The sequence below is a fragment of the Vibrio ostreae genome (genome assembly GCF_019226825.1).
GTDB classification, from domain to species: domain Bacteria; phylum Pseudomonadota; class Gammaproteobacteria; order Enterobacterales; family Vibrionaceae; genus Vibrio; species Vibrio ostreae.
The window spans coordinates 416,174-440,812 of sequence record NZ_CP076643.1; the positions used below are offsets into that span (position 1 = coordinate 416,174).

General features: G+C 53.3%; 25 protein-coding genes and 2 pseudogenes. 16 read left to right on the top strand and 11 right to left on the bottom strand.

Annotated elements, in window-relative coordinates:
* Positions 1–23: 23 nt before the first annotated feature.
* Positions 24–575: a rhombosortase gene (gene rrtA, locus KNV97_RS08185; RefSeq protein ID WP_218562868.1), complete on the bottom strand. Its 552-nt coding sequence runs from the start codon at positions 573–575 to the stop codon at positions 24–26.
* Between the two features lie 3 nt (positions 576–578).
* Here rrtA and KNV97_RS08190 point away from each other — a divergent pair, with 3 nt between their 5' ends.
* Positions 579–1,190 (top strand): tRNA-uridine aminocarboxypropyltransferase, encoded by a 612-nt coding sequence (locus KNV97_RS08190; protein ID WP_218562869.1) that lies wholly within the window; start codon positions 579–581, stop codon positions 1,188–1,190.
* 39 nt (positions 1,191–1,229) lie between these two features.
* On the opposite strand, the gene KNV97_RS08195 is transcribed toward KNV97_RS08190, so the two are convergent.
* From KNV97_RS08195 to KNV97_RS08205, 3 genes are all read right to left on the bottom strand, one after another.
* Entirely contained in the window at positions 1,230–2,558 is a 1,329-nt protein-coding gene (locus KNV97_RS08195; RefSeq protein WP_218562870.1) for an anti-phage deoxyguanosine triphosphatase, read from the bottom strand.
* Between the two features lie 45 nt (positions 2,559–2,603).
* Positions 2,604–3,188, bottom strand: a complete 585-nt coding sequence (yfbR, locus tag KNV97_RS08200) for a 5'-deoxynucleotidase (protein ID WP_136482795.1) — start codon at positions 3,186–3,188, stop codon at positions 2,604–2,606.
* Positions 3,189–3,294: 106 nt separating this feature from the next.
* A complete protein-coding gene (locus KNV97_RS08205; RefSeq protein ID WP_136482797.1) occupies positions 3,295–4,509 on the bottom strand; it encodes a pyridoxal phosphate-dependent aminotransferase in 1,215 nt (404 codons plus the stop codon).
* A gap of 314 nt (positions 4,510–4,823) precedes the next feature.
* Between KNV97_RS08205 and KNV97_RS08210 the strand changes: the two are divergent.
* From KNV97_RS08210 to KNV97_RS08240, 7 genes and pseudogenes are all read left to right on the top strand, one after another.
* Positions 4,824–6,132, top strand: a pseudogene (locus KNV97_RS08210) (isochorismate synthase).
* Positions 6,129–7,877, top strand: coding sequence for a 2-succinyl-5-enolpyruvyl-6-hydroxy-3-cyclohexene-1-carboxylic-acid synthase (gene menD, locus KNV97_RS08215; RefSeq protein ID WP_218562871.1), 1,749 nt, complete (start codon positions 6,129–6,131; stop codon positions 7,875–7,877). Before KNV97_RS08210 ends, menD begins: the two are co-directional and overlap by 4 nt.
* Positions 7,867–8,700, top strand: a complete 834-nt coding sequence (gene menH, locus KNV97_RS08220) for a 2-succinyl-6-hydroxy-2,4-cyclohexadiene-1-carboxylate synthase (RefSeq protein ID WP_218562872.1) — start codon at positions 7,867–7,869, stop codon at positions 8,698–8,700. Before menD ends, menH begins: the two co-directional genes overlap by 11 nt.
* The gene (gene menB / locus KNV97_RS08225) at positions 8,693–9,559 is read left to right on the top strand and encodes a 1,4-dihydroxy-2-naphthoyl-CoA synthase (RefSeq protein WP_218562873.1); all 867 of its coding nucleotides are present in this window, start codon (positions 8,693–8,695) and stop codon (positions 9,557–9,559) included. Before menH ends, menB begins: the two co-directional genes overlap by 8 nt.
* A gap of 131 nt (positions 9,560–9,690) precedes the next feature.
* Entirely contained in the window at positions 9,691–10,686 is a 996-nt protein-coding gene (gene menC, locus KNV97_RS08230) for an o-succinylbenzoate synthase (RefSeq protein WP_136482807.1), read from the top strand.
* On the top strand, positions 10,683–12,107 hold the full coding sequence (menE, locus tag KNV97_RS08235) for an o-succinylbenzoate--CoA ligase (RefSeq protein ID WP_218563401.1): 1,425 nt from the start codon (positions 10,683–10,685) through the stop codon (positions 12,105–12,107). Before menC ends, menE begins: the two co-directional genes overlap by 4 nt.
* A gap of 56 nt (positions 12,108–12,163) precedes the next feature.
* Complete coding sequence (locus tag KNV97_RS08240; RefSeq protein WP_240798104.1) at positions 12,164–12,376, top strand: hypothetical protein; 213 nt, start codon at positions 12,164–12,166, stop codon at positions 12,374–12,376.
* Here the strand turns inward: KNV97_RS08240 and KNV97_RS08245 are convergent.
* From KNV97_RS08245 to KNV97_RS08255, 3 genes are all read right to left on the bottom strand, one after another.
* Complete coding sequence (locus tag KNV97_RS08245; protein ID WP_136482809.1) at positions 12,327–13,274, bottom strand: YeiH family protein; 948 nt, start codon at positions 13,272–13,274, stop codon at positions 12,327–12,329. The genes KNV97_RS08240 and KNV97_RS08245 overlap by 50 nt on opposite strands.
* A gap of 142 nt (positions 13,275–13,416) precedes the next feature.
* Positions 13,417–15,288 (bottom strand): MFS transporter, encoded by a 1,872-nt coding sequence (locus KNV97_RS08250; protein ID WP_136482811.1) that lies wholly within the window; start codon positions 15,286–15,288, stop codon positions 13,417–13,419.
* 16 nt (positions 15,289–15,304) lie between these two features.
* On the bottom strand, positions 15,305–15,895 hold the full coding sequence (locus tag KNV97_RS08255) for a TetR/AcrR family transcriptional regulator (protein ID WP_136482812.1): 591 nt from the start codon (positions 15,893–15,895) through the stop codon (positions 15,305–15,307).
* A gap of 406 nt (positions 15,896–16,301) precedes the next feature.
* Here KNV97_RS08255 and KNV97_RS08260 point away from each other — a divergent pair, with 406 nt between their 5' ends.
* Positions 16,302–17,177 carry a Tim44 domain-containing protein gene (locus KNV97_RS08260; protein ID WP_218562874.1) on the top strand — a complete coding sequence of 292 codons (876 nt, stop codon included), beginning with the start codon at positions 16,302–16,304 and terminating at the stop codon, positions 17,175–17,177.
* A gap of 204 nt (positions 17,178–17,381) precedes the next feature.
* Positions 17,382–17,699: a DUF1244 domain-containing protein gene (locus KNV97_RS08265; protein ID WP_168796926.1), complete on the top strand. Its 318-nt coding sequence runs from the start codon at positions 17,382–17,384 to the stop codon at positions 17,697–17,699.
* Between the two features lie 68 nt (positions 17,700–17,767).
* Here the strand turns inward: KNV97_RS08265 and KNV97_RS08270 are convergent, their stop codons facing one another.
* From KNV97_RS08270 to flgA, 4 genes are all read right to left on the bottom strand, one after another.
* Positions 17,768–18,424: a lytic transglycosylase domain-containing protein gene (locus KNV97_RS08270; protein ID WP_218562875.1), complete on the bottom strand. Its 657-nt coding sequence runs from the start codon at positions 18,422–18,424 to the stop codon at positions 17,768–17,770.
* Between the two features lie 71 nt (positions 18,425–18,495).
* Positions 18,496–18,939, bottom strand: coding sequence for a flagellar export chaperone FlgN (gene flgN, locus KNV97_RS08275; RefSeq protein WP_218562876.1), 444 nt, complete (start codon positions 18,937–18,939; stop codon positions 18,496–18,498).
* Positions 18,940–18,962: 23 nt separating this feature from the next.
* Positions 18,963–19,244, bottom strand: a complete 282-nt coding sequence (gene flgM / locus KNV97_RS08280) for a flagellar biosynthesis anti-sigma factor FlgM (protein WP_136482818.1) — start codon at positions 19,242–19,244, stop codon at positions 18,963–18,965.
* Positions 19,245–19,423: 179 nt separating this feature from the next.
* Positions 19,424–20,113, bottom strand: coding sequence for a flagellar basal body P-ring formation chaperone FlgA (flgA, locus tag KNV97_RS08285; RefSeq protein WP_256612660.1), 690 nt, complete (start codon positions 20,111–20,113; stop codon positions 19,424–19,426).
* A 216-nt stretch (positions 20,114–20,329) separates the two neighbouring features.
* On the opposite strand from flgA, the gene flgB reads away from it, so the two are divergent.
* From flgB to flgG, 6 genes and pseudogenes are all read left to right on the top strand, one after another.
* Positions 20,330–20,692, top strand: coding sequence for a flagellar basal body rod protein FlgB (flgB, locus tag KNV97_RS08290; protein ID WP_218562878.1), 363 nt, complete (start codon positions 20,330–20,332; stop codon positions 20,690–20,692).
* A 2-nt stretch (positions 20,693–20,694) separates the two neighbouring features.
* On the top strand, positions 20,695–21,126 hold the full coding sequence (flgC, locus tag KNV97_RS08295; RefSeq protein WP_136482823.1) for a flagellar basal body rod protein FlgC: 432 nt from the start codon (positions 20,695–20,697) through the stop codon (positions 21,124–21,126).
* Positions 21,126–21,809 (top strand): flagellar hook assembly protein FlgD, encoded by a 684-nt coding sequence (gene flgD / locus KNV97_RS08300; RefSeq protein ID WP_136482825.1) that lies wholly within the window; start codon positions 21,126–21,128, stop codon positions 21,807–21,809. The genes flgC and flgD overlap by 1 nt, the downstream gene beginning before the upstream one ends.
* 27 nt (positions 21,810–21,836) lie before the next feature.
* Positions 21,837–23,081 (top strand): flagellar hook protein FlgE, encoded by a 1,245-nt coding sequence (flgE, locus tag KNV97_RS08305; protein WP_136482827.1) that lies wholly within the window; start codon positions 21,837–21,839, stop codon positions 23,079–23,081.
* 11 nt (positions 23,082–23,092) lie between these two features.
* A pseudogene (flgF, locus tag KNV97_RS08310) lies at positions 23,093–23,825 on the top strand (flagellar basal-body rod protein FlgF).
* Between the two features lie 25 nt (positions 23,826–23,850).
* A complete protein-coding gene (gene flgG / locus KNV97_RS08315) occupies positions 23,851–24,636 on the top strand; it encodes a flagellar basal-body rod protein FlgG (protein WP_136482832.1) in 786 nt (261 codons plus the stop codon).
* The last annotated feature ends 3 nt before the right edge of the window (positions 24,637–24,639 follow it).

Consider the following 24,639-nt stretch of genomic DNA (forward strand, 5'->3'; position numbering starts at 1 on the left):
CCACCGGCTTTGCATTCAAATAGTTATTCCGTTATTGAGGGACATTGTCGCTGATTAACCATTGCCAGCAGCAAACCACCCAGTACACCAGCCAGGTGCGCCTCGGTTGCCACCCGGGCCTGAATCAGCGCTTCAGTGCCGAGTGAGCTGCCGTAGCACTGCTCCCAGATCACTTTGGCTAGCACGCCGGCAACCAGCAGCCAACTGCTGCGCCGCCCCTGCCTGGCTTCTTGCAGGGCAAAACAGGCAAACAATCCGTGCAGGGTGCCGGACAGACCGACGTATGAACTCATGTCGGTCATTAATAGCGCAATACCGACCCAGAGACTGATAAGCACAAGAGCGGACAGTAACAGCCGAACGGTGGGCTTGAAGATATAGCTGATGAGCCATAACCCGGCCAGATTCATCGCCAGATGAGCAAAGTTGGTATGGGTGAAGTTTCCTGTTAGGATGCGCCACCATTGGCCGTGTTGAATGGCACTTAACTGCCAGGCTGCGGCAGAAGAAAGCGGTTCGAACTGCAGTCCGGCACAGACCATACTGATTATTACTAGCCACAGGTATAAATTCACACTATGTCCCGTTATTGTTCCCGGTGCGGTAAAGCACATAAAGCCTGTATCTGCGCTGCGATAGTGCCGATCGATTCACAGGTGGAGCTTATCATTCTTCAGCACCCGACAGAAGAACATCGCGCCATGGGGACTGCACGTATCCTCAGTCTGTCGCTGGCGAACTGCCGCTTGTTGGTCGGCGAAGATTTCCGTCAACATGAGGAACTGAATCGCCTGCTGGCAGAGAGCAGCGTGCAGCATTTTGTGTTGTATCCGAGCGAGCAGTCACAATCCAGTGCGCAGCTTAAGTTACAAGCTGAGCGGCCGATCCGGGTGATTGTATTGGATGGTACCTGGAAAAAAGCCTTTAAGATGTGGCAGGTGAATACCCAGCTTCATCACTTACCCGCCTTGCATCTGCCCAAAGATCTCAAGGGCAACTACCGGATTCGCAAAGCGCCGAGTGAGAATGCACTATCAACGGTGGAAGCTGGCTATCACTTACTGCAGACTCTCCAGCCTGAACAGGACTTTTCGCCGCTGATGACTGCATTTGACACCATGATCAATTATCAGATTCAGCAAATGCCACCCGGTGTGTTTGAGCGTAATTACCTCAATAAGGAAGAATAAGGGGCACAGATGCCCCTTGTCTTCGTTAAGTAGTCAGATTCAGTAATTAACGTGGGCCGAAAACAGCTGCTGATGCAGCCGCTGGGCATAACCATCGGTCATAGCGGCAATATAATCGCAGATGACCCGCATTCCATCTTCCGAGGCATGCTCCGCGGTGCGCCATTTCTCCTGGGTTGCATCCGGCAACAAGCGTTCCGGATCGGCGGCCAGTGCTTCAAACAAGTCCATTATGATCTGTTGGCCTTTATATTCAAAACGCTGCACTTGCGGCACTTGGATCACGTACTGACTGACAAAGCTTTTCAGTACTTCCAGCGCGTTATGCATGTTCGGCTCCAGATAGGCGTTAAAGGCCAGCAGATCGCTGTTGAACGCCGTATCAACCGGCTGGACGCTGACACTGGTTAGCAGGGCATTAACGATGCCGCCAATGGCATCTTTACGCACATGATGCTGGCCGGAAAACAGCATGCGGCTCAATGCTTCAATATGCTCAGCAAACCACTCATCACCGCACACGGCTAACTGGCTGGCCGCGGCCTGTTGCCACTGGGTCTGCGTGACCATACCGAGCACAATCGCATCTTCCAGATCGTGCACCCCGTAAGCGATGTCATCGGCCAGCTCCATAATTGAGCAATCGAGGGATTTAAAACGTGTCTTCTGGTGCTGATAAGGCGAGCGGGTTTCTGCCCGCATCTCGCCCAGCAGCTGACGATCATGGGTGCTAAGCGGCGCCAGTACCCAATCCAGTACTGCACTGTCACAGTTGTAGACACCTTTGGCCGGTGCCCAGTCTTTGGCTTTCAGCTGACGCTGGTGCGGGACTGATTCGGGCAGTTTTTCCGCCCGGGTGCGGCTGAGCAGCGCCGGGTATTTAAGCAGGCCGAGCAGGGTACGGCGTGACAGGTTCATGCCGTGATGCTCGGTATAGGGTTCGAGACAGGTGACGATACGAAACGTCTGCGCATTGCCCTCAAAACCGCCGTGCTCACGCATCATGTAGTTGAGTGCGATTTCACCGCCATGGCCGTAGGGCGGATGGCCGATATCATGCGCCAGGCACAGCGAGTCAATCAGGCTGTCTGACGGTAGCAAATGACGGAACTGGGGCTGCTTGAGTTTTATCTGCGCGACAATACCGGTTCCGATTTGCGCGGCCTCTAACGAATGGGTCAGCCGGGTGCGGTGGAAGTCGTTCAAACTGGTGCCGTGCACCTGGGTTTTGGCCTGTAAGCGGCGAAACGCGGCCGAGTGAAGAATTCGGGCCCGGTCACGCTGATATGGACTCCGGTGATCATTGCGACGAATCTTATGCTCGTCGTTGTTACGTTCTTGCCAGTCTGAACTGATGGTTACCTGCATGGATGGCTCCCGATATGACACGGTTTTTATAAAACCTACAGCGAGTTAGCTGATCTCGTCCAGTGTTAATTCAAAGCTGGGCGCAAAGGTTTGCAGAAAATAATCCATTTCTTCGGTGTAGCGCTCACGCAGCGTCACATCGAGGCGCTTTTTCGCCAGAGCAAATTCATGGTTACCGGCGCTGAGTTCTTCCAGACATTTCAGATAAGCACACAGGCAGTCGGCTTGTTTGACGATCGCGGAATCCTCGGCATGTGCTGCATCGGAGACCAGAAACGGCGCAAAATCGTCGTGGAATTCTTCCGGTAGCATCGACAGCAGGCGGCGTTCTGCGGCTGCTTCGATTTTTTTGTACTCTTTGGCGATGTCCGGGTTGAAGTATTTGATGGGCGTTGGCAGATCGCCGGTCAGCACTTCACTCGAGTCATGATACATGGCCAGAATCGCAATCCGCTCGGGATTGAGCTGTCCGCCGAACTTTTTGTTCTTAATCACGGCCAGTGCATGGGCAACAAACGCTACCTGCAGGCTGTGCTCGGAGATGTTCTCTTTGGAGACGGAACGCATCAGCGGCCAGCGCTGAATGAGTTTCATACGGGCGAGGTGGGCAAAAAAATGGCTTTCTTTCATAACGCTCGACATCCTGGTTGATCGCTGAATAAAACAAAAGGCGCTCTTTTAGTTTAGAAAAGAGCGCCTTTTTAGCCTAACTGATCAGGAAAGGGAGAGGAAAGCGTTATTGGCTGTAAGTGCTCAGGAAACGCTCAAAACGGCCGATCGCCACTTCCAGATCTTCAACATGGGGCAGGGTCACGATGCGTACGTGGTCCGGTTTCGGCCAGTTGAAGCCGGAGCCCTGTACCAGCAGGACTTTTTCCTGTTTCAGGAAGTCGAGTACCATTCGCTGATCGTCTTTAATACTGTACTTCTTGGTATCAATTTTCGGGAACAGATACATCGCGCCTTTCGGCTTCACACACGATACCCCGGGGATCTGGTTAATCAGTTCCCAGGCACGGTCACGCTGCTCCAGCAGGCGCCCGCCTGGCAGGATCAGTTCATTGATACTCTGATAGCCGCCCAGTGCAGTCTGGATCGCGTGCTGCATCGGTACGTTGGCACACAAACGCATTGAAGCCAGCATATCCAAGCCGGAGATATAGCCGCTGGCCTGATGTTTTGGCCCGGTCAGGAACATCCAGCCGCCACGGAAACCACACACACGATACGCTTTAGACAGGCCATTAAACGTCACGACCAGCACATCTTCAGTCAGCGTCGCTACAGAAGTGTGAGTCGCGCCGTCGTACAGAACTTTGTCATAGATCTCGTCTGCAAAGATAATCAGTTTATGTTTGCGGGCAATTTCAATTACTTCCAGCAGGAAGTCACGGCTGTAGACCGCGCCGGTCGGGTTGTTCGGGTTGATCAGGACGATGCCGCGCGTGTTCGGCGTGATCTTTTTCTTGATGTCGTCCAGTGAAGGATACCAGTCGGCCTGCTCATCACACAGATAGTGCACCGCTTTACCGCCGGACAGGGCAACGGCTGCCGTCCACAGCGGGTAATCCGGGGCCGGAACCAGCATTTCATCACCGTTATTCAGCAGCGCCTGCATCGCCATTACGATCAGTTCGGAGGCGCCATTACCAATGTAGACATCTTCGACATCCAGAGAACGGATGCCTTTTTTCTGATAGTGCTGTACGACAGCTTTGCGTGCCGAGTAGATACCTTTGGAATCACAGTAACCTTGTGAGGTTGGCAGGTTACGAATCACGTCGACCAGGATTTCATCCGGGGCGTCGAAACCAAACGGGGCCGGGTTGCCGATATTAAGCTTTAGTATTTTATGCCCTTCTTCTTCCATGCGTTTAGCATGTTTGAGCACTGGACCTCGAATGTCATAGCAGACATTATCGAGTTTTGACGACATCCCGATATTTTGCATTGTCTTGTTCCTGAAAATGATGAAATTTGTTTATTAAACCTCTACAGATTGCCTTTTTTTAGGATATAAATCTAGGCCATATTGTCCTTTCGAGGTTAAATTTTGTCAGTACCCCAAGTGGCTCAATTCAGAGGGTAGATAAGCTGTCCGAAAGTTTTTATGGCCTTATATTCGTTAAGGTAATGAATTTATATACAGAATGTGGCTGTGGCACGCAGAACTGGTGGGAAAAGATACGATATACCCTTGATTTTAGTGGGTTCTCTCAATAGAGTAACCGGGTTAGATCGAGTCTCAGCTAAGTCGAGGTCGTTTTGTTGAACTTTTATCAAGCCATTGCTCGCTTAACAGAGCAAATTCACGACGCGCAGGAAAACGACGTCCGTTTCATCCAGGAGTTGGCAGGCAAGCCGCCATTCGCGCTGATCGATTGGCTTGAAGCCCAACCGGTTTACCCTAAGTTTTACTGGCAGTCACGGGACAGTCGCGAAGAAGTGATTGCGCTCGGGCAGTTATATACTTTCACTGATCCAGCCCCGGCGTATGCCATGGTCGGTGAGAATCAGCGTGTCTGGGGGGGGACGCTCGTTTGACGGTCATACCGATAAAAACCAGCGCTGCATGTCGTCTTTCTTCTTTTTGCCCCAGGTCGAGCTGATACGGTTAGATAACACCTGGCACCTGGCGGCCAACGTTAATCAGGAATCGGCCCGGACACTCGCCACGCTCAACAAGCTGGTGGCGGACGTTAAACCGTTGCCTGCGATCCACCGTGAAGTCAGACAAGTCAGGCATGCTCCGAGTGAGTCCGGCTGGGCGCAGCTGGTACAGGACGTGTTGGACGGTATTGAAAAGCAGGATTTTAAAAAAGTCGTCCTCGCCCGTCAGACCCGTTTGACTCTCGATGGCCCGCTCAGTGCTGCTCAGCTGCTGAAAGCCAGTGCGCGGCAAAACCATCACAGTTTTCACTTTATGCTGGCGCTGGACAGTAAACACTGTTTTATGGGCTCGACGCCCGAGCGGCTCTATTTACGCCAGAGTCAGGAGCTGTATACCGAAGCGCTGGCCGGCACTATCGGGCGCGGCGCCAATGCGGCGCAGGATCTGCAACTGGCGAACTGGCTGACCCAAGACCGTAAGAATCTGCATGAGAATCAGGTGGTAGTGGATGACATTATCGAACGTCTTACGCCTTATGCTGAGTCAATCAATGTCGATCCTGAGCCGCACCTGGTGCGGCTGAGCAAAGTGCAGCACTTGAAGCGGGCGATTCACGCCAATCTGCAACCCGGGGTTAATGGCGTACAGCTGCTGAGAGCTTTACAGCCGACCGCTGCTGTAGCAGGGCTGCCGCGTAAACCGGCTCTGGATTTTATTACCCGACATGAACCTTTTGCCCGCGGCTGGTATGCCGGTTCGATGGGCTATTTTAGCCATCAGCAGGCAGAGTTTTGTGTTGCAATCCGCAGTGCTCTGGTACTGGAAAATGAAATCCAGCTTTATGCCGGGGCCGGGATTGTACCGGGCTCAGAAGCGCAGTATGAGTGGCAGGAGTTGGACAAGAAGATGTCCACTCTGCTCAGTTTGATCAGTGACGATCTGCCGCTGGGAGTTGCCTCATGAGCCACGACCAGGCACAGCTCAACCGTATCTGGAGCCGAACTTTGCTTGAAGAGCTGACCCGCTTTGGGGTCAGTGAGGTGTGTATCGCGCCCGGCTCTCGTTCGACACCGCTGACACTGGAAGCCGCCGCGCATCCCAATCTGACTCTGCATACCCACTTTGATGAGCGCGGGTTAGGCTTTTTAGCCCTGGGACTGGCCAAAGCCAGTACCCGGCCGGTGGCGGTGATCGTCACGTCCGGTACCGCGGTCGCCAATTTGCTGCCGGCGATTGCCGAATCCGGTCTGACCGGAGAAAAGCTGGTGGTGTTAACCGCCGACCGGCCAGTTGAGTTAGTCGGTTGTGGGGCTAACCAGGCGATCGATCAGGTCGGTATTTACTCTTCCCATGTCACTGCGGCGATGAATTTACCCAGTCCGGGAGTGCACTTATCTTTAAGCTGGCTGCTCAGTGCCCTTGATGATGCGCTGTTCAAACAGGCGCAGCAGGGCGGCGCAGTACATATTAACTGCCCGTTTCCCGAGCCGCTTTATTCGACCTCATGTACGGATTTATACCGCGATTATCGCGCGCGGGTAGCCGACTGGCACAATGCAGATGTGCCTTATACTCGGCGTCTGATGCCACAGACTAGCGTCATGCCACTCGAGGCGGCATCTTTTCATCGCAAAGGTCTGGTCATTATCGGTTCTCTGCCGTTGTGTCAGGCTCAGGTGGCGCGTGATTTTGCCCGTCAGCTCGGCTGGCCGGTGCTGGGTGATATCCAGTCCGGTGTCAGCAGTGAGTGGGCACATTATGATTTGTGGCTGCAAAATGCCACAGCCAGTGCCCGCTTGAATGAGTGCGAATTGGTGCTTCAGTTTGGTGCCAGAGTGGTATCAAAACGGCTTAATCAGTGGCTGCAACGCCAGATCAGCGCCGCCGACTGTGACTATTGGTATGTGTCGCCGGATGCCAGTCGTAACAACCAGTCTCATCTGCCGCAACAGCACTGGGTGGCCGATATCCGTGACTGGGTTGCGATTCAGTCCGCCGTCGTGCACTCCTCCGTTAAGCCGCCACTCAACAGCGCCGGCCGTGGCTGGGCAGATGAACTGCGTCATATTGCCGGTGCAACCGCGCAACTGGCAGTATCAACGTTGTCTGACGAGGGATTGAACGGCTCTGCCGGTGCACTGACCGAAGTCGCTGTTGCGCTCGATCTCAGTCAGCGCGTGCCGTGGGTGCCGCTGTTTATCGGTAACAGCCTGATAGTGCGTCTGACGGATATGCTGAGTGAACTGGATGATCGGGCAGTTTATTCCAATCGCGGAGCTTCCGGGATTGATGGCCTGGTGGCCAGTGCTTCCGGTGTGCAGCGCGCGCTTAACCAGCCGTTAATGATTCTGCTCGGTGACACCTCACTGCTGTACGATCTCAATTCACTCACTTTGCTGCGTCAAACTTCGCAGCCGGTTGTGATGGTGGTGACTAACAACGACGGCGGTGCCATCTTTGATCTTCTGCCCGTACCGGAGCAGGAGCGTCAGGCTTTATATCAGATGCCACACGGCATGCAGTTTGAATTCGCAGCCAGGCAGTTTGGTCTGGCTTATGCCCGCCCGCAAACCCTGGCCCAGTATCAAACCGTAATCGATGTCCATTTTGACTCGGGGCAGGGCACCTTGCTGGTGGAGGTTGTTACGCAGCCGCAGCAGGCCGCACGACACATCCAACAGCTTAGTGCGCAGATCCATGCTTTATAGTCGCTCGTCCGGTCATGTCTCCGTTAACACGCTATCGGTGGCAGAACGGCCGCTACTGGTGTTTCTGCATGGTTTGCTTGGTAGCACGGACGACTGGCAGCCGGTGTTGGATCGTTTACCGGATGCAGACTGGCTGGTTATCGATTTACCCGGACATGGTCATAGCCAAACGATTTGCTGCGACGATTTGCAGCAGTGCTGCGAGTGGGTTGCACAAACTATTGCCAGCCGGGCCGGAGCGAAACGCCCGGTATGGTTGGTCGGCTATTCACTTGGCGGACGCATTGCCATGACCGGGGCTGCGTGTGGCTGGTTCAGTGGCTTTAACCTCTCAGGTCTGCTGATTGAGGGGGGCCATTTTGGTTTGCCAACCAATCAAGAACGAGAGCCGCGCTGGATTCATGATAGTCGCTGGGCGATGCGCTTTGCGCACGAACCGATTGAACAGGTATTGAGCGATTGGTATCAACAAGCGGTATTTAGTTCACTAAACCATGCGCAAAGACAAACCTTAATCACTAAACGCAGTGCTAATCTTGGTCAGGCAGTGGCAAGTATGCTGTTATCAACCTCGCTGGCAACCCAGCCTTATTTGCTACCTGCACTGCAACAAGCCCGTTTAACCACGCATTACGTCTGTGGCGAACGGGATAAGAAATTTTCGCAGCTCGCGACACAAAGCGGGCTGAGCTTTAGTCAGGTCGGGCAGGCCGGGCACAATGTTCACCATGAGCAGCCTGATGCGTTCGCCCTGATCATTCAGCGTTTAATTGGCTCGTTGTCATCAACAACGAGTAACAACAATGGGAATCAGCATGGCTAAAACAGTAGGCATTTCAGAACAAGAACTTTATGCTCCGGTCGAATGGCATGATTGTGGCTCAGTTTATGAAGATATCGATTATCACAAGTCGCCGGATGGTATGGCCAAAATTACCATTGCCCGCCCGCAGGTGCGCAATGCGTTTCGTCCGCAGACTGTCAAAGAGATGATCAATGCACTGGCCGATGCACGCTACGATGAAAATGTTGGTGTCATCATTTTAACCGGTCTGGGTGAAGAGGCATTTTGCTCGGGCGGCGACCAGAAAATTCGTGGCGATTACGGCGGTTATAAAGATGAATCGGGTACCCACCATCTCAATGTGCTCGACTTTCAGCGCCAGATCCGGACCTGTCCGAAACCTGTGATCGCCTCTGTGGCCGGTTGGGCAGTTGGTGGTGGTCACGTACTGCATATGATGTGTGACCTGACCATTGCGGCAGAAAACGCCCAGTTTGGCCAAACCGGGCCAAAAGTCGGCTCTTTTGATGGTGGCTGGGGCGCATCTTACATGGCGCGGATTGTTGGTCAGAAGAAAGCGCGCGAGATCTGGTTCCTGTGTCGGTTCTATGACGCCAAAGAAGCGCTGGATATGGGGCTGGTGAATACCGTGGTACCACTGCAGGATTTGGAAAAAGAAACCGTACGCTGGTGCCGTGAAGTTCTGCAACACAGCCCGATGGCGCTGCGCTGTCTCAAAGCAGCACTGAACGCTGACTGTGATGGGCAGGCTGGCCTGCAGGAACTGGCTGGTAACGCCACTATGCTGTTTTATATGACAGATGAAGGCCAGGAAGGCCGTAATGCGTTTAACGAAAAACGTCGCCCGGATTTCAATAAATTCCCGCGTAACCCGTAAAATCGTTGCGGCCCGTGCAAAAGTGGGCCGCTTTTTGCTTACGACGTATAACCCTTTGTGATGTCATTGTCTTGGCGCATTCCGTGCCGACAGTGTGAACATCCAGGAATAACAACAGAGTTAGGTTGGATATGCGCAGCGCAAAACTGTATCGCTATCGTCTGCCGATGGATAGCGGTGTCATTCTTCGTGAAGAGAAGTTAACCGAACGTGAAGGATTCATTGTCGAACTTCAGGAAAATGGCCGAATAGGGCGTGGTGAAGTCGCGCCGTTAAAAGGATTTAGCGTCGAAACCATTGATGAGGCGGGAGCCCTGGCTAAAGAACAGCTGGAACTGTGGGTGAAGGGGCAACCTCTCGGACTGGACGAATTATTTCCTTCTGTCGCCTTTGGTGTGTCTATGGCGGAGCTGGAACTGGCCGGTGAGTTGCCCCAAGATGGGCAATATCAGGCTGCACCGCTGTGCACCGGTGATCCGGATGACCTGATCCCGCAACTCGAAGCCATGCCAGGTAACAAGGTCGCCAAAATTAAGGTGGGCCTGTACGAGCCGGTACGTGATGGCATGCTGGTTAACCTGTTTCTCGAATCCATGCCGGATCTGACGTTGCGTCTCGATGCCAATCGGGCCTGGAACAAAGAAAAGGCGGCTAAATTCGCTCAGTATGTCGCTCCGTCACGTCGTGGCCGGATTACTTATATCGAAGAGCCGTGCCATACACCGAGTGAGAGTCTGTCGTTTGCCATCGATACCGGGATCGCAATTGCCTGGGATGAGACGCTGCAGCAGGCGGTACGCATGGATGACTTTCGTCTCGAAGAGCTGACCGGCGCCAAAACCATCATTATCAAACCGACCGTGATAGGGTCCGTACCTTTCTGTATTCGTCTGGTTGAGAAAGCGAGAGCACTCAATCTTCAGGTGGTGATCAGTTCCAGTCTGGAATCGAGTCTGGGTCTGACCCAGTTAGCCCGCCTGTCAAAATGGTTATTACCGGATGAAATTCCGGGGCTTGATACCATAGGCCTTTATCAGGCGCAGCTTGAAACCGCCTGGCCGGGTTGTGAACTGCCAGTGCAGACACTGCAGGAGCAGGAGCTGGTGTGGCAGTCGCACCACGCATGACCCCCTGGCAACAATGGCAGCAGCGTACGCCGGATAAGGTGGCGCTGCGTCTTGAGCAAGAATCTCTGACCTGGCAGCAGCTGGCTGATCGTATCGAGCAGTATGCTCAGGCACTTCATCAGCAAGGTGTACAGGGCGGAGACGTACTGACACTGGTCGGTAAAAATCATCCGCATACGTTGCTGTGGTTACTGGCCGCGGTGTCGCGCGGTGTCATTTGTGCCCTGACGATGCCTCAGCCTGGCGAGGCTTTACACCTCAAACTGGACGCCCTTTATGGCGCGCATCAAACGCCCCATCTCTGGCTGGCTCCCGGGGCCGACGTTTCCCGGCACTCTATTTCCCGGCACTCTGATAGAGCCGTCAATGTCATTCAGATACCCAAGGCATTACACGTTACTGAACCGGTTGGGTGGCATGGCGATCTCTATCAGGCTGACAATCTGGCCACTTTGATTTTTACCTCTGGTTCAACCGGCGTTCCGAAAGCGGTGGCGCATACTCATGCCCAGCATTTGGCTTCTGCGCAGGGCTTATTGCAGGAGTTTGTGTTCAGCGCTGAAGATACCTGGCTGCTCAGCTTACCGCTCTATCATGTGTCCGGTCTGGCGATTGTTTACCGCTGGCTGCTGGCCGGCGGCTGCCTGAAAATTGGCCGTGGTGATCTGGCTTATGACATGGCTCAGGTCACACACGCGTCTTTGGTGCCGACCCAACTCAAACGGCTGCTGGAGGCCGGAATCGAGCTCAATCTGACCCATGTGTTACTTGGTGGCAGCCATATTCCGGTCCGGTTGGCGCAGCAGGCCGCGGCAATCGGCATTGAAACCTGGCTTGGCTACGGCATGACAGAAGCGGCCTCAACCGTGACGGCGAAACAGGTCGACGGGCACAGCGGAGCCGGGCATGTATTGGCCGGACGCCTGGTACAACTGCGCGGACAGCGGATTTATATTGGTGGCGAGACCCTGGCCAGCGGTTATTACCGCCGTGGGCTGCTGCATCCTATCCTGGAATCAGACGGCTGGTTTGACAGTCAAGATCTCGGCGAATGGCAGGATGAGCAACTGGTGATTATCGGACGCGCCGACAATCAGTTTATCTCTGGCGGCGAAAACATTCACTGTGAAGAAATTGAGTCCGTACTCAACCGTCATCCGGCGGTGCAACTGGCGATGGTGGTGGCGGTTGAAGATGACGAATTTGGCGCCAGGCCGGTTGCGATAGTGCATAGCGCAGAAGCGGTATTTTCATTGACGCAAGGTTCAGCCTGGTGCGAAGGGAAGCTTGAGAAATTCAAATGGCCGGTGGCTTATTTCACTATGCCCGAGCAACTGATGAACAGCGGCATTAAAGTATCGCGCCAGGCCCTGAAGCAATGGCTGGCGCATCATCAGACTCAATATCGGGTTATGAGTTAGACCAAAACAGAATTTTGCTTCTTATAACGATTGGGCATAATGAATCCGGATTAATAATGATTCGGGATTATCTGACCATGAAGAAAGGCTTACTTGTTGGCGTCATCGCCCTGCAACTGCTGATTGCACTGACCCAGGATGGCTGGCCGCGTTCGGTGGCTGAATTAAGTGCTTTCCTGTTGGTGCTGCTCGTCGCCTGGGAAGTGCAGCGCTCGCCTGTTATCCGTTCGTCTGGCTCAGCAGCCAAGCCAGAGACGAAGTCGATATAACTATCCAGAGTACAATACCGAACATCAGCGGCTTGGCACCGGCAGCGCGTAAACGGCGCACCGACAAGCTGCAGCCAATCAAAAACAGACACACCACCAGGGCTTGCTTGGCCAGGCCGAAAATCTGCTGATATACCACCTCAAACTGCGGCAACTGATCGCTAAATCCTATCGCCGCGCAGTAAAAGAGAATGAAATACGGGATTGTCACTTTTTTCGATTCACTGCGAAACATCCAGGCACTGAGCAGGGCAACGGGTACAATCCACAATGCGCGCGCCAGTTTGAGGGTGGTGGCTGTTTTTAGCGCCTCTTCACCGTATGCCGAAGCGGCGCCGACCACAGATGACGTATCATGAATGGCGATGGCGGCCCAGGTGCCAAAGGTATGCTGATCAAGATTGAGGGCATGGCCGATAAGCGGAAACAAAAACAGCGCCAGTGAATTGAGCAGAAATACCGTACCCAGGGCCACTGCGGTTTGATCGTCATCGGCATTGACTGCCGGAGCCACGGCCGCAATCGCACTGCCGCCGCAGATGGCTGTCCCCGACGCAATCAGGTGACCTGCAGTCGCATTAAGGCCGATAAACCGCGCCAGCACTGTGCCGAGAATCAGAGTGCCTGCAATACTGGCCACAATCAGGCCGATGCCGTCGCTGGTCACGCTGAGTGCTTGCTGTAGCGGAATACCAAAGCCGAGGCCGACAATCGAGTAAGCCAGCAATCTTTTGGTGATCTTCGCAAGTGGCAGTCCGCCGGGAACCCAGCCCAATGTTGCCAGCAAAAAGCCCAGCACCAGCGCAGTGGGCGAGGTGAGATAAGGGGTAAGACAGGCCAGCAGAATCAGCACAAAAGGCAGATATCTCAGCTTAACAGGCAGTGAGTTGCATGACATAGGATTGACCTTCAGCGAAGTGGAAACTGATTGTAACCCATTGCTAATGGTCAGAAAGTCTTAATGTTTTGAACAAGCGTTCAGTTAAACTGAACGCTTGTTCTTAGTGAACGCAAAGCAGCGAGCTGAAAGTCGTACAAAGCTACTTCCAGTCACCACGCAGCGCTGCGACTTCGGCGTGCATCAACTGGGTGTTAGCGTCGCAGGCGGCAACGGCGCGACCGGCTTCTATTTCAATCCGTGAGCGGAAACGACAGGGCAGGCTGCTGCAGGCACGACCTTTATATCGGCTGAAGAAACTGCCCCACAGTCCTTTAATCGCCATCGGAATCACAGGTACCGGACTGCGCCTCAGTATCAGGTCGATACCGCGCATAAACGGGTTCATCTCGCCATCTTCGGTCAGGCGACCTTCCGGGAAGATACACACTAGATGGCCTTGTTCCAAAGCTTGTTCTACCTCGGTAAATGCGCGGCGGATAGAGGCGCGGTCATCGGAGTCTATCGGGATAACGCCGGCCCGCTTGAGGAAACGGCGCGCAATGCGGATATTGGCGTACTCTTCGTGCATCACAAAGCGAATCAGGCGCGGGCAAACCGCACTCAGCAGCAGGGCATCCATATAGCTGACATGGTTACATACGATCAGAGCGCCGCCTTGCTGCGGCAAATGATGCAGATTTTTATGCCGGACGCGGTAAATGGTATGAGTCAGCGCCCAGACCAGAAAACGTACCACAAAAATAGGCACTTGCAGGAACAGGTATACGGCCATCAGCACATTCATGACCGACAGCAGGATAAACAGCTGCACTATGCTCAGGTTGAGCAGTGACAAACAGACAATGCCGAGCAGCGCGCTGCCGACCATAAACAGGGAGTTGTAAATATTGAGTGCGGCGATGACCTGAGCCCGCTCGCTTGCTTTGGCGCGTTGCTGCATCATGGCATACAGCGGCACGATAAAGATCCCGCCGGACACGCCCAGTAACAGCAGATAAATATACAGTGGCCACAACGGGGTGTAGCTGACGAATTCGCTAAATTGCTGGAAGAGCGGTAAATCATCGGGAATGCTGCTGGCCATCAGGTAGCCGAAAATACTTATCCCCAGACTGCCGAGCGGCACGATACCCACATCAATCCGGTGGCCGGACATTTTGTCACAAGCCAGTGAACCGGCAGCAATACCGATAGAAAACAGCGCCAGTAAGAAAGAGACTGAGCTTTCGGTACCATTAAGAAACAGTTTGGTGAAGTTGGGGAACTGGGTTAGGTAGGCCGCGCCAAGGAACCAGAACCAACTGATGGCCATCATCGACTGAAAAATGGTGCGGTCGCTGCGTGCGATAGCCAGAGTCTGGCGGGTCAGTTGAATAGGCCGCCAACGAAATTTGAGATCCGGCGCGCTGGCTGGCGCTTCAGGGATGGCCCGGCTGGCGAGGTAACCGAACAGGGCAAACAGCAGCACGGCTCCGGCAGCGATGTAGCGCGCATGTTCTGCAGAAGCGATGATGCCAGCTCCCAGCGTACCGAGCAAAATCGCTAAAAAAGTGCCGGTTTCGACCAGGGCGTTGCCCGGAACCAATTCGCTCGATTTCAGTTGCTGGGGTAGCAGCGCATATTTGACCGGACCAAAAAAAGCAGATTGGGTACCCATCAGAAACAGCATCAGCAGTAACAGGCCGTAGCTCTCAGTAATGAAGCCCAGAGCGCCGACACACATGATGGCTATTTCTGCCAATTTCACTTTACGGATAAAAGCAGACTTTTCATATTTGTCGGCCAGCACGCCGGCAGAGGCGGAAAACAGAAAAAAAGGCAGGATAAATAAGCCGGCAGCCAGGTTAATGAACAGGTCACTGGATACCGGCAGAGCGCTAGAGCCTGCAAAGGCAACCAGCAGCAACAATACGTTTTTAAAAATATTGTCGTTGAATGCGCCAAAGAATTGGGTAATAAAATAGGGCAGAAAACGCCGCTGGGTTAACAGTGACGTTTGAGAATGTGGCATTACGTTTCCTTGATGCTTACCAGTTGGCCAGATAGTTAGAGAGTAGATCTTCAATCAATGCCTTGCCATCGACAGGCTCAGCAGCAAAGAATTTGTCGTCTACACTCAGCAGGGTGATGCCATGCACTCCTGACCACAAAACTCGGCTGGTGCGCAGAATTTCACTGTCGGTACGCTGAGGGGCCATGACGTGCAGCAGGCCTTCCAGCATGCTGGTCATGTGTTCAATCCGCTGTGACTGCCACTCAGGCAACTGTTCGCCATTCATGTTATGGGCAAAGATTAACTGCCAGCGATAGGGGTTTTGCTTGGCAAAGTCGTGATAGCAGTAAGCGAGCTGATAAAGTGCCTGAGCCGGATCTTTACTCTGGCTAACCACGGCTTTGGCTTCGGTGGCCAGTTCGTCCAGCGTTTGTGCCACCACATGCAGCAGCAGCAGGTTGTAATTACCAAACACGTTCACTAATGTACTCGGTACATAGCCGATCATCGTCGCGATTTTACGCAGGCTCAGCTCGTGGTGAGAGTGAGTATGGAGAAATTCTTTTACCGTATTGAGCGTCAGCGCAATAAGCTCGTCTCGTGTATGGTCGTTTCGTCTTGCCATGTGGGATAATACTTAATGAACAATGTTCAATTATTCTAATAACCTCCCGATGGAGCGTCAACTAATCTCTCAATAAGCGTGTGCTTTTGAAAGCGTGCACAACGGACTTTGGCTGCGAAGTCGGCCTTTATTGCTGCCGTTTGTAACATCGCTTGTCGGTTGAGTTCCGTTCGGGATCCATGAAAATCTACAGCAACGCTTTGAAAATCAAAGGCTGTTGATGGGGTTTAGACAACCTAACACCGCAAATGGTTCATTATGTCCGAACGAAGTTTGCAATATCCTGATACAAGTCAGCAAAAGCAAAATGTTTGATTGTGATATTGAAGCCGCTATGATGACCCGGTATCAAAATAGGTTTAGGGTCCTTTTGAGGGCCATTACCAGTAACGAGCTAAGGATAAGTATGAAACGTCTGTTTTCTCTGGTCGCATTAGTGATGGTTTCTGTTGCGTTTACTCCAGTGGCGGATGCTGCCAAAAAATTTGGTGGCGGTAAGTCATTTGGTAAAAGCTACAACACATCGCCTGCGCCGACGCAAAGTAGCCAACCGACCAATTCGCTAAAACAACAAAACGGCACACAAACAGCACAGAATTCCTCTAAAAAAGGATTAATGGGTGGTCTGCTGGGCGGCCTTCTGGCTGGTGGTTTGCTGGCTGCCTTCTTCGGTGGCGCTTTTGAAGGTATCCAGTTTATGGATATCCTGATCATGGGTCTGATTGCCTTCGTGATCTTTAAACTGATGCGCGGAGTGTTGGGGGCCAAGCAGGGCAGTATGAACCAGCAGCAACCGGCGTTTGGCGGAATGAACCGCAACCAGTTTGAACAGCCGAATGTGCACAACTTTGAGCAGCCGCAGGCATCGGCAGGTGGTTTTGGCAGCACGATGCAAAGCGATGTACCGCACAATTTACCGGCCGGTTTTGATCGCGTGGCGTTCATCAACGGTGCGCGTGAGCATTACCGTATTCTGCAAGGTGCCTGGAACCACAACCAGCTGCACACCATTGAGGAATATGTGTCACCAAGCCTGTTTGAAGATCTGAAACAAGAGCGTGCCAAGATTGACTCGGCTCCACAGACAGACGTGATGTATGTGGATGCAGAAATCGTACGTGCAGATTATGACGCCAGCAAAGCACAGCTGAGCCTGCAGTTCAGCGGCCGTTACCGTGATGCGGGTGAAGGTATCGAAGAGGATATCGAGGATATCTGGCACCTGGAACGTGACCTGACAACGCCGAATGCACCATGGCTGATTGTTGGTATTCAAGGGTAATTTCCCTCAGTCACCAGTGCGGAATCTCAGCGCCCGGGCTCGTCCCGGGCGTTTTTGTTTGCTTGTTTTATAATGACTTTATGAGTTTTAAAATAGCGGTGTGAGTTTTATAAATAACTGGCAGCGTGTTATAAATAACAGATACACCTCTGTGACTGGTCTGCTTTGGCCGGTGGCAGGCAGACAACAAGAAAGGAAAGTCCCGTGGCCGAATTTAAACATAAAGATCTGACCCAAGAACAACAGGATAAAATGGATGCAGCGGTGTTCCGTCGCCTGCTGGCGCATCTGGATAATAATAAAGATGTGCAGAATATCGACCTCATGATTCTGGCAGGGTTCTGCCGTAACTGTTTCAGCAAATGGTATCTGGCCGAAGCGCAACAGCTGGGATTAGATCTGGATATTGATGATGCTCGTGAGCGTGTGTACGGCATGACCTACGATGAGTGGAAAGCCAATCATCAGCCAGCGGCAACGCCAGAGCAGATGGCCGCGTTTGAAGCGCGTCAGAAAAAATAATGGTCTAAAGCCGCCTCTTCTGGCGGCTTTTTTGTCGTCGTTGAACGACGATGAAGGGGCTTTGCTCGCTACAGTTTGACCAGAGGGGGCAGAGGCTGAAGGTCAATCAGCGGCTGGCGGGTGATCCTGGGTTGGCTGCTGAACAACATCAGTGGACTAAAGCTCCCGCTATCGAGCTTGTCCACATCAACCAGCCCATTGAGGGCATAAAAACGAGCCACGTACTGGCGGGTTTCAGCTGGCAGGATTAAGTGTTCAAACTCGCGGCTGTTGGCTCGCGCCATCGCGCGGGCAACACGGCCTTCTCCGGCATTGTAGGCAGCGATGGTCAGCGCCAGGTCGCCGCTAAATTTGTTATATAAAAATGTCAGGTACTGAAGCGCTGCATCGGTACTGTGAAATACATCCAGGCGTTGATCCTGCGGGGTAATCGTAAGACCAAAACGCTGCGCTGTGGCGGGCATCAGTTGCCACAGGCCTCGTGCACCAGCATGGGAAATAGCGTCAGGGTTCAAAGACGATTCGAGCATGGGCAGCAGAGCTAGTTGAGGTGGCAGGCTGCGCTTTTTAAGCTGGCTGAATATATGTCCGAGCAGAGGCTGATAAAGGTCAAAACGAGCGGAAATCTGCGTCTGATAAGGTGATAACACCTCGTGCTGGCGATCAATTTGCTGCTGAAAGGTTTGGGCGGCGCTCTGGGCGTTGGTCAGCGGAAGCACCAGCATGACAAAAAGGAGACTCCCGGCTAACCGACACAACTTGGAGTGGGAAAGGCGGTACAACAGGGAACCTTGATTCATAGTGTCGCGCTGCTGCGCTCTTGATAGAACGGGGACGGATTGGTCATTTCTGCCAGTAATTCGTGCAGCATAGCTGAGCTGTGGCCGTTGCTCTGATTGAGGTGCTGGCACTGTTCGATCATTGTGTTCAGCGCACGCCATTGCTTGCGTACCCGTTCCTGCAGATGCTGAGGCAGAGCACCAAACAGAAGTTTCACGCCAGCCTGGTCATTAGGTAAAACCAGGCGTTGCAGACACTGTGAGCGCTGGGTCGCGTTGCGGTTGAGCTGATTGAGCAGCGGAACCTGCTGACGAATATTGTTGCCAAGAGACTCGCCGTCAAACTGCAGATAGAGTGCTTTTTGCTGCTGCAGCAGTTGATGTAGCTGACGATACATTCTGACATCTTCATTGATGGTGTACAAAAAGCTCTGGATGAGTTGTCCGCGGTTTAAGGCCATGACTGCTTCCCTTTCTTGACGCGTTATTCGTGGCCGGTATGAAATTGCATCAGCGCCTGACTTAATGCTTTGCTGTCCAGGTTTAACTCGCCTTTAGCCAGCATCGCTCGCACCTGTTCCACTTTAGCCATGTCCACATCCGGCAGCTGAGCCAGTTCGGTCTGAGCTTTATCCAGTGCAACGGTGTTGGCGTTCATCGCCGGTTCGCTGGTCGGAGTGGCACTTTGAGTTTGCAGCGGTTGTTTACTGCTCTGTTGCAGCGCCGTTTGCGGTACGTGTCCACCGGAGACTTTGTCAATTTTCATAGCTGGGGTCCTCAATCTTCGTCGTCAATACCGATAGGCGACCGACCGCCGTGCTGAATTAAATCTGACGGCTATTTTGGTAAGAAAAATTTATCGCGCGGTTTTGTACCCGAAATCCGCGCTGCCATTCGAGTGCTGAGGGCTAAAAATGTTACCTTGAGTCAATAAAATCCGCTCAGTCAAAATTGAGTTCGAACCTGATTCAGGCCGCTGACCACGGCATGGATGACTTTCTGTGACGTGCTGTTTTGCACCTCAATCTGGTCTCCTTGGCTTCCATCTTCCAGTGCGACGCCTTGGGTACTGGCATTGATGCCGTTTTTAGCGGCGATGATGACAACCTGATTGCCCTTAAGAACCCAAGGCGGCTTGCTGACTAATGTCGGGCTGAGAATGTCGCCGCTGCGCACTCTTCTTGATACTTCCATTCCGATCGCGTCCCGGATATCTGTGAAAAATTCATCGGCCCGATCGAGCGTTCGTTTCTCGATCATCAGCATGGAGGCATCCAGCGACTGACCACGTGACAAGGCTGTTTGAGTGACGACAACCGGTAACGTCAGCGATGCTTTGATGGTGACATTGATATGCCAGGGGGATTGCCCTTGTTCGCAACTGACCTGACGTTTCAGACGTCCGACCGGCAGTAACTGGTTATCGCGTCCGGTGACGACAAGCTTGCCGGGACATTCCGGCAGGTGACGGGCCGCGCCCGGCACCCAGATCTCCCAGTCCGTTTGGTAAGCAGGCCATTGATGTAGCGCCGCGGTCTGCTCAGTTTCTTGCTGCAGTGCGGATCGCACAGTATGGCGTATTAACTGTTCCTGCTGGGGATTGGCACTTAAAGGCAGGCTGATGAGCAGCAGCATTCCACCCAAGACGAAGCCGGCACGGGGCTGCGTTATTGGTTTTGGTCTGGTGTGTTCTCGCCCTGAGGCTGTTTCCCCTTGCCTCGCTCTTGCTTCCGATGTGCGGAAGTCTATCTTCCTTGTTGTTTTGTAAGTCATTGATAATAAATATTTTGTTTTATGGCATGCATCTTGTTTCTTCTCAGGGCTACTTGAGCCAACTTGTAAGGAAGATGCATGGCTATTTCATTTGAAAGCGCGTTAGGAGTTCATCCCGAGGCTCTGAATTTTCGGGTTCAGCGTACCAAAGTCCTCGCGAGTAACCTAGCAAATGTTGATACCCCGGGGTACCTCGCCAGAGACCTGAGTTTCACCACCGCGATGCGCAGCGCGGGTCTGCACGGAGTGAACCCGGACGTACCGGAATTGCTGGTTAACACTCAATATGCAATTCCTTATCAGAACAGCAAAGACGGTAATACGGTTGAGCTGGGTGTCGAGCAGGGCAAATTCACGCAGAACAGTATGGATTTCCAAACCAGTCTGACATTTCTCAATATGAAATTCAGTGGTTTAGCCAAAGCAATTGAAGGACGTTAATCATGGCATTTACTGATATCTATTCCATTGCCGGCTCGGCAATGAATGCTCAGACCGTGCGTCTGAACACAGTGGCCAGTAACCTGGCGAACGCCGATGCCGTGTCGGCTAACCCGGATGATGCCTATCGGGCACTCAAGCCGGTGTTTGCGACGGTATACAACAAGAGCCAACTGACCGCAGGCGAAGATTATCCGAGTGCGGAAGTACGCATTGTCGATGTGGTGAAAGCGCAGGGCGAAGCGGAAAAACGTTTTGAACCGAGCAACCCGCTGGCAGACGGCGAAGGTTATGTCTATTACCCGGATGTCGATGTGGTGGCGGAAATGGCCGATATGATGTCGGCGACCCGCAGTTTCGAGACTAACGTTGAAGTGCTCTCCAACGTGAAGAGTATGCAGCAGGGGCTGCTGCGTCTGGGGCAGGGCAGCTAATGACGATTGCACAGTTTAATGCTTTATCGGCCGATACCAGTGGCGCTGCCACCACAACCGGCGGCGCTATCGCGGCTAATGGTGTCGATGCTAACTCGGCATCGTCGCTGCAAAATGAATTTATCAGCCTGATGGTGGCGCAGATCCAGAATCAGGATCCGCTCAACCCGCTTGATGGCACCGAATACGTTAGTCAGTTAGCGCAGTTTTCTCAGGTGCAGAGTACAGAGAACATGACCAGCCTGATGCAAAACAGCATGGTGCTGCTGGATAACATGCAGGTACTGAGTACCGCAGGTCTGGTCGGTCAGACCGTGCTGGTGTCCGCTAACCAGTTTGAGCTCGGTGCAGAAGCGCCACAAAGCGGCAAAGTCGAACTCGAATACGCGTCGAGTCAGGTCAATCTGCTTATCACTGATGAGTTTGGTCAAAGCACCAAGCTGCCGCTTGGCGCTCATCCGGCCGGCGATGTCGATTTCACTATTGATCCCCAGGAACTGGGCCTGAAACCGGGCAGTTATCAGGTCACGGTCGAGGTTCAGGATGGCCAGGCCAGTCCGAACGTGTTGCTGGCCGGCGCGGTCGAGCAGGTACGTATTCCGAGTAACGGCGGTTCGCCGCTGGTCAATATTGCCGGTCTTGGCAGTATTCCTTTTTATCAGATCACCCAATTTGGTGCTTAATCCCCTTAAGGACACAGAGGTTATTTTATGAGTTTAAACATTGCGCTGAGTGGCTTAGATGCATCCAACTCGGAACTGAACACCATCAGTCACAACATTGCCAACGCTTCCACTTATGGCTTTAAAGGCTCGCGCACCGAATTCTCTGCCGTTTATAACGGAATGCAGCCTGGGGGGGTGGAAGTGGCGTCCATTTCACAGAACTTTGATGAAAACGGTTCAATCAGCGGCACCGGTCGTGCAATGGATCTGGCTATTAACGGCAGTGGCTTTTTCGTCACTAAAGACAGTATGGGACAAACCCTGTACACCCGTGCCGGTGTGTTCGGTACCGACAGCAACAACTACGTTGTGGGCAACACCGGTGCCAAATTGCAGGGCTACAGCGTGGATGCCAACAACAACCTGATGACGGGTACTGTGGGTGATGTGCAAATCGCGACCTCATCTCTGGCGGCGCGTGCGACTGACTCATTGCAGTTTGTGGCTAACTTTGATGCCAGCGCGAGCGCGATCAATCTGGTTGCGGCGGGCGATCCGGCTCTGGACCCGGCGAATCCGGCTTATGACTCGACAGCGGTGGCTTTTGATCCCAATGATCCAACCTCGTTCAACTCGTCATATACCTCGCAAGTGTTTGACTCGCTCGGTAACAGCCACACCGTCACCCAGTATTTTACCAAAACCGACGCCAACAGCTGGGAAGTGAATGTCCAGGTGGACGGTGGAGCTGTGGTTGACACCGTTCCGGTCACTTTCAATACCGACGGTACGCTTAACTCTCCGGTCAGCGCGTTTAACGTCACTTTCCCGGCTGCCGGTGCCGAAGCCATGAGCATTGATGTGTCACTGACCGGCAGTACCCAGTTTGGCGCTGACTTTGGTGTCAGCACTAACAATCCAAACGGTTACACCTCGGGCGAGCTGGCCGGGGTACGGGTTGAAAATAACGGCATGGTTTACGCCACATACACCAATGGTGAGTCACAGCTGCAAGGTCAGGTTGTATTGGCTAATTTCGCCAACCCGCAGGGCTTGACCAAGGTCAGCGGCACTTCCTGGACGCAAAGTTTTGGTTCGGGTAACCCGACTGTGGGTGTGCCGGGTACCGGAACTCTGGGCGATCTGACGCCGGGTGCGCTGGAAGGCTCAAACGTCGATCTGACTGGTGAGCTGGTTGGTCTGATGACTGCGCAGCGTAACTACCAGGCTAATGCCAAAACCATCTCAACTGAAGATGAACTGATGCAAGTTCTGTTCAATTCAATCTAACGGAGCGGAACATGGATAGTTTGCTGTTTACTGCAACGTCAGGCGCGAGCCGGGTTCTCAAAGCCCAGCATGTGCGCTCCAACAACTTGTCCAACGCGGATACAGCGGGGTTCCGCGCCGATATGGAGCGGGTACGTAGTGTGCCGTTGCAGGGGGCAGGGTTCGATGGTCGTACCATGGTGGTCACCAACTCGGCCGCGACCCGTTTTGACAGTGGTGATGTGGTCAAAACCGGTCGCGCACTGGATGTGGCGATCATGGGTGACGGCTACCTGACCGTACAGACCCCCGATGGCGGGGAAGCTTACACCCGCGCCGGTAATATCTCGGTTGATGTTAATGGCGCTCTGACCATTAACGGTTTTGCCGTTATCGGTGAAAACGGCCCGTTAGTACTGCCTGACTTTCAAAAGGTGGAAGTGAGTGAACGCGGTGTGATCTCCGTGATGCCGCCGGGCGGGGGGGGCCGAGATTGAAGTGGGGACTTTAAAGCGGGTTAAGCCGGAGCCGGCTCAATTACAAAAAGAGAGTGATGCTCTGCTGCACAGTGTGAATGGGGTGCCGTTCGCGGCCGATGATACGGTGCAACTGGCACCGGAACATATTGAAGGCAGTAACGTTTCGGCGATTGATGAGCTGGTGAGCGTGATGTCTCTGACACGCAATTTCGAAATGCAAATCCGCATGATGAAAAGCGCCGAAACCCTGGCTCAGGCCGGAAACCGATTAATGAGCAACAGCTAAGCGCTCACACTAAGGAGAATTTCCCATGCATTCAGCATTATGGGTCAGCAAAACCGGTATGGCGGCTCAGGATACCAAGATGACCGCCATTTCCAACAATCTGGCCAACGTCAATACGGTTGGTTTCAAACGCGATCGGGTGGTGTTTGAGGATCTGTTTTACAGCATCCAGCGTCAGCCGGGCGCTCAGGTCGATCAGGTCAATGAACTGCCAACCGGGGTTCAACTGGGTAGCGGTGTACGCGTGGTCGGCACCCAAAAAGTCTTTACCCAGGGCAACACCCAAAACACCGGTCAGGATATGGACCTGGCGGTGATGGGGCAGGGCTTTTTTCAGATTGAAAACTCTGACGGCGAAATCATGTATAGCCGCAACGGCCAGTTTCACGTCAATTCTGAAGGACTGATGGTCAACAGCCAGGGCCTGCCGTTGCAACCACAGATTCAGATTCCTGATAACGCCACTTCTCTGTCGGTCGGTGTGGACGGTACGGTCAGTGTGACCAGTGCCGGCGATCCGGCGCCACAGCAAATCGGTCAGATCACGCTGGCGCGTTTCATCAACCCGGCCGGTCTGGAAGCGGTGGGCGGTAACCTGTTCCGTGAAACGGAAGCCAGTGGTGTTGCTGATGAGGTCGTGGCGGGTGAAGACGGCGTTGGCAGCATCAAACAAGGTGTGCTGGAAGGCTCAAACGTTGAAGTCGTGGAAGAAATGGTGGATATGATCACCACCCAGCGCGCCTACGAGATGAATGCCAAGGTGGTCTCGGCCGCCGATGACATGCTGCAGTTCGTTGCGCAGTCAATGTAAGGG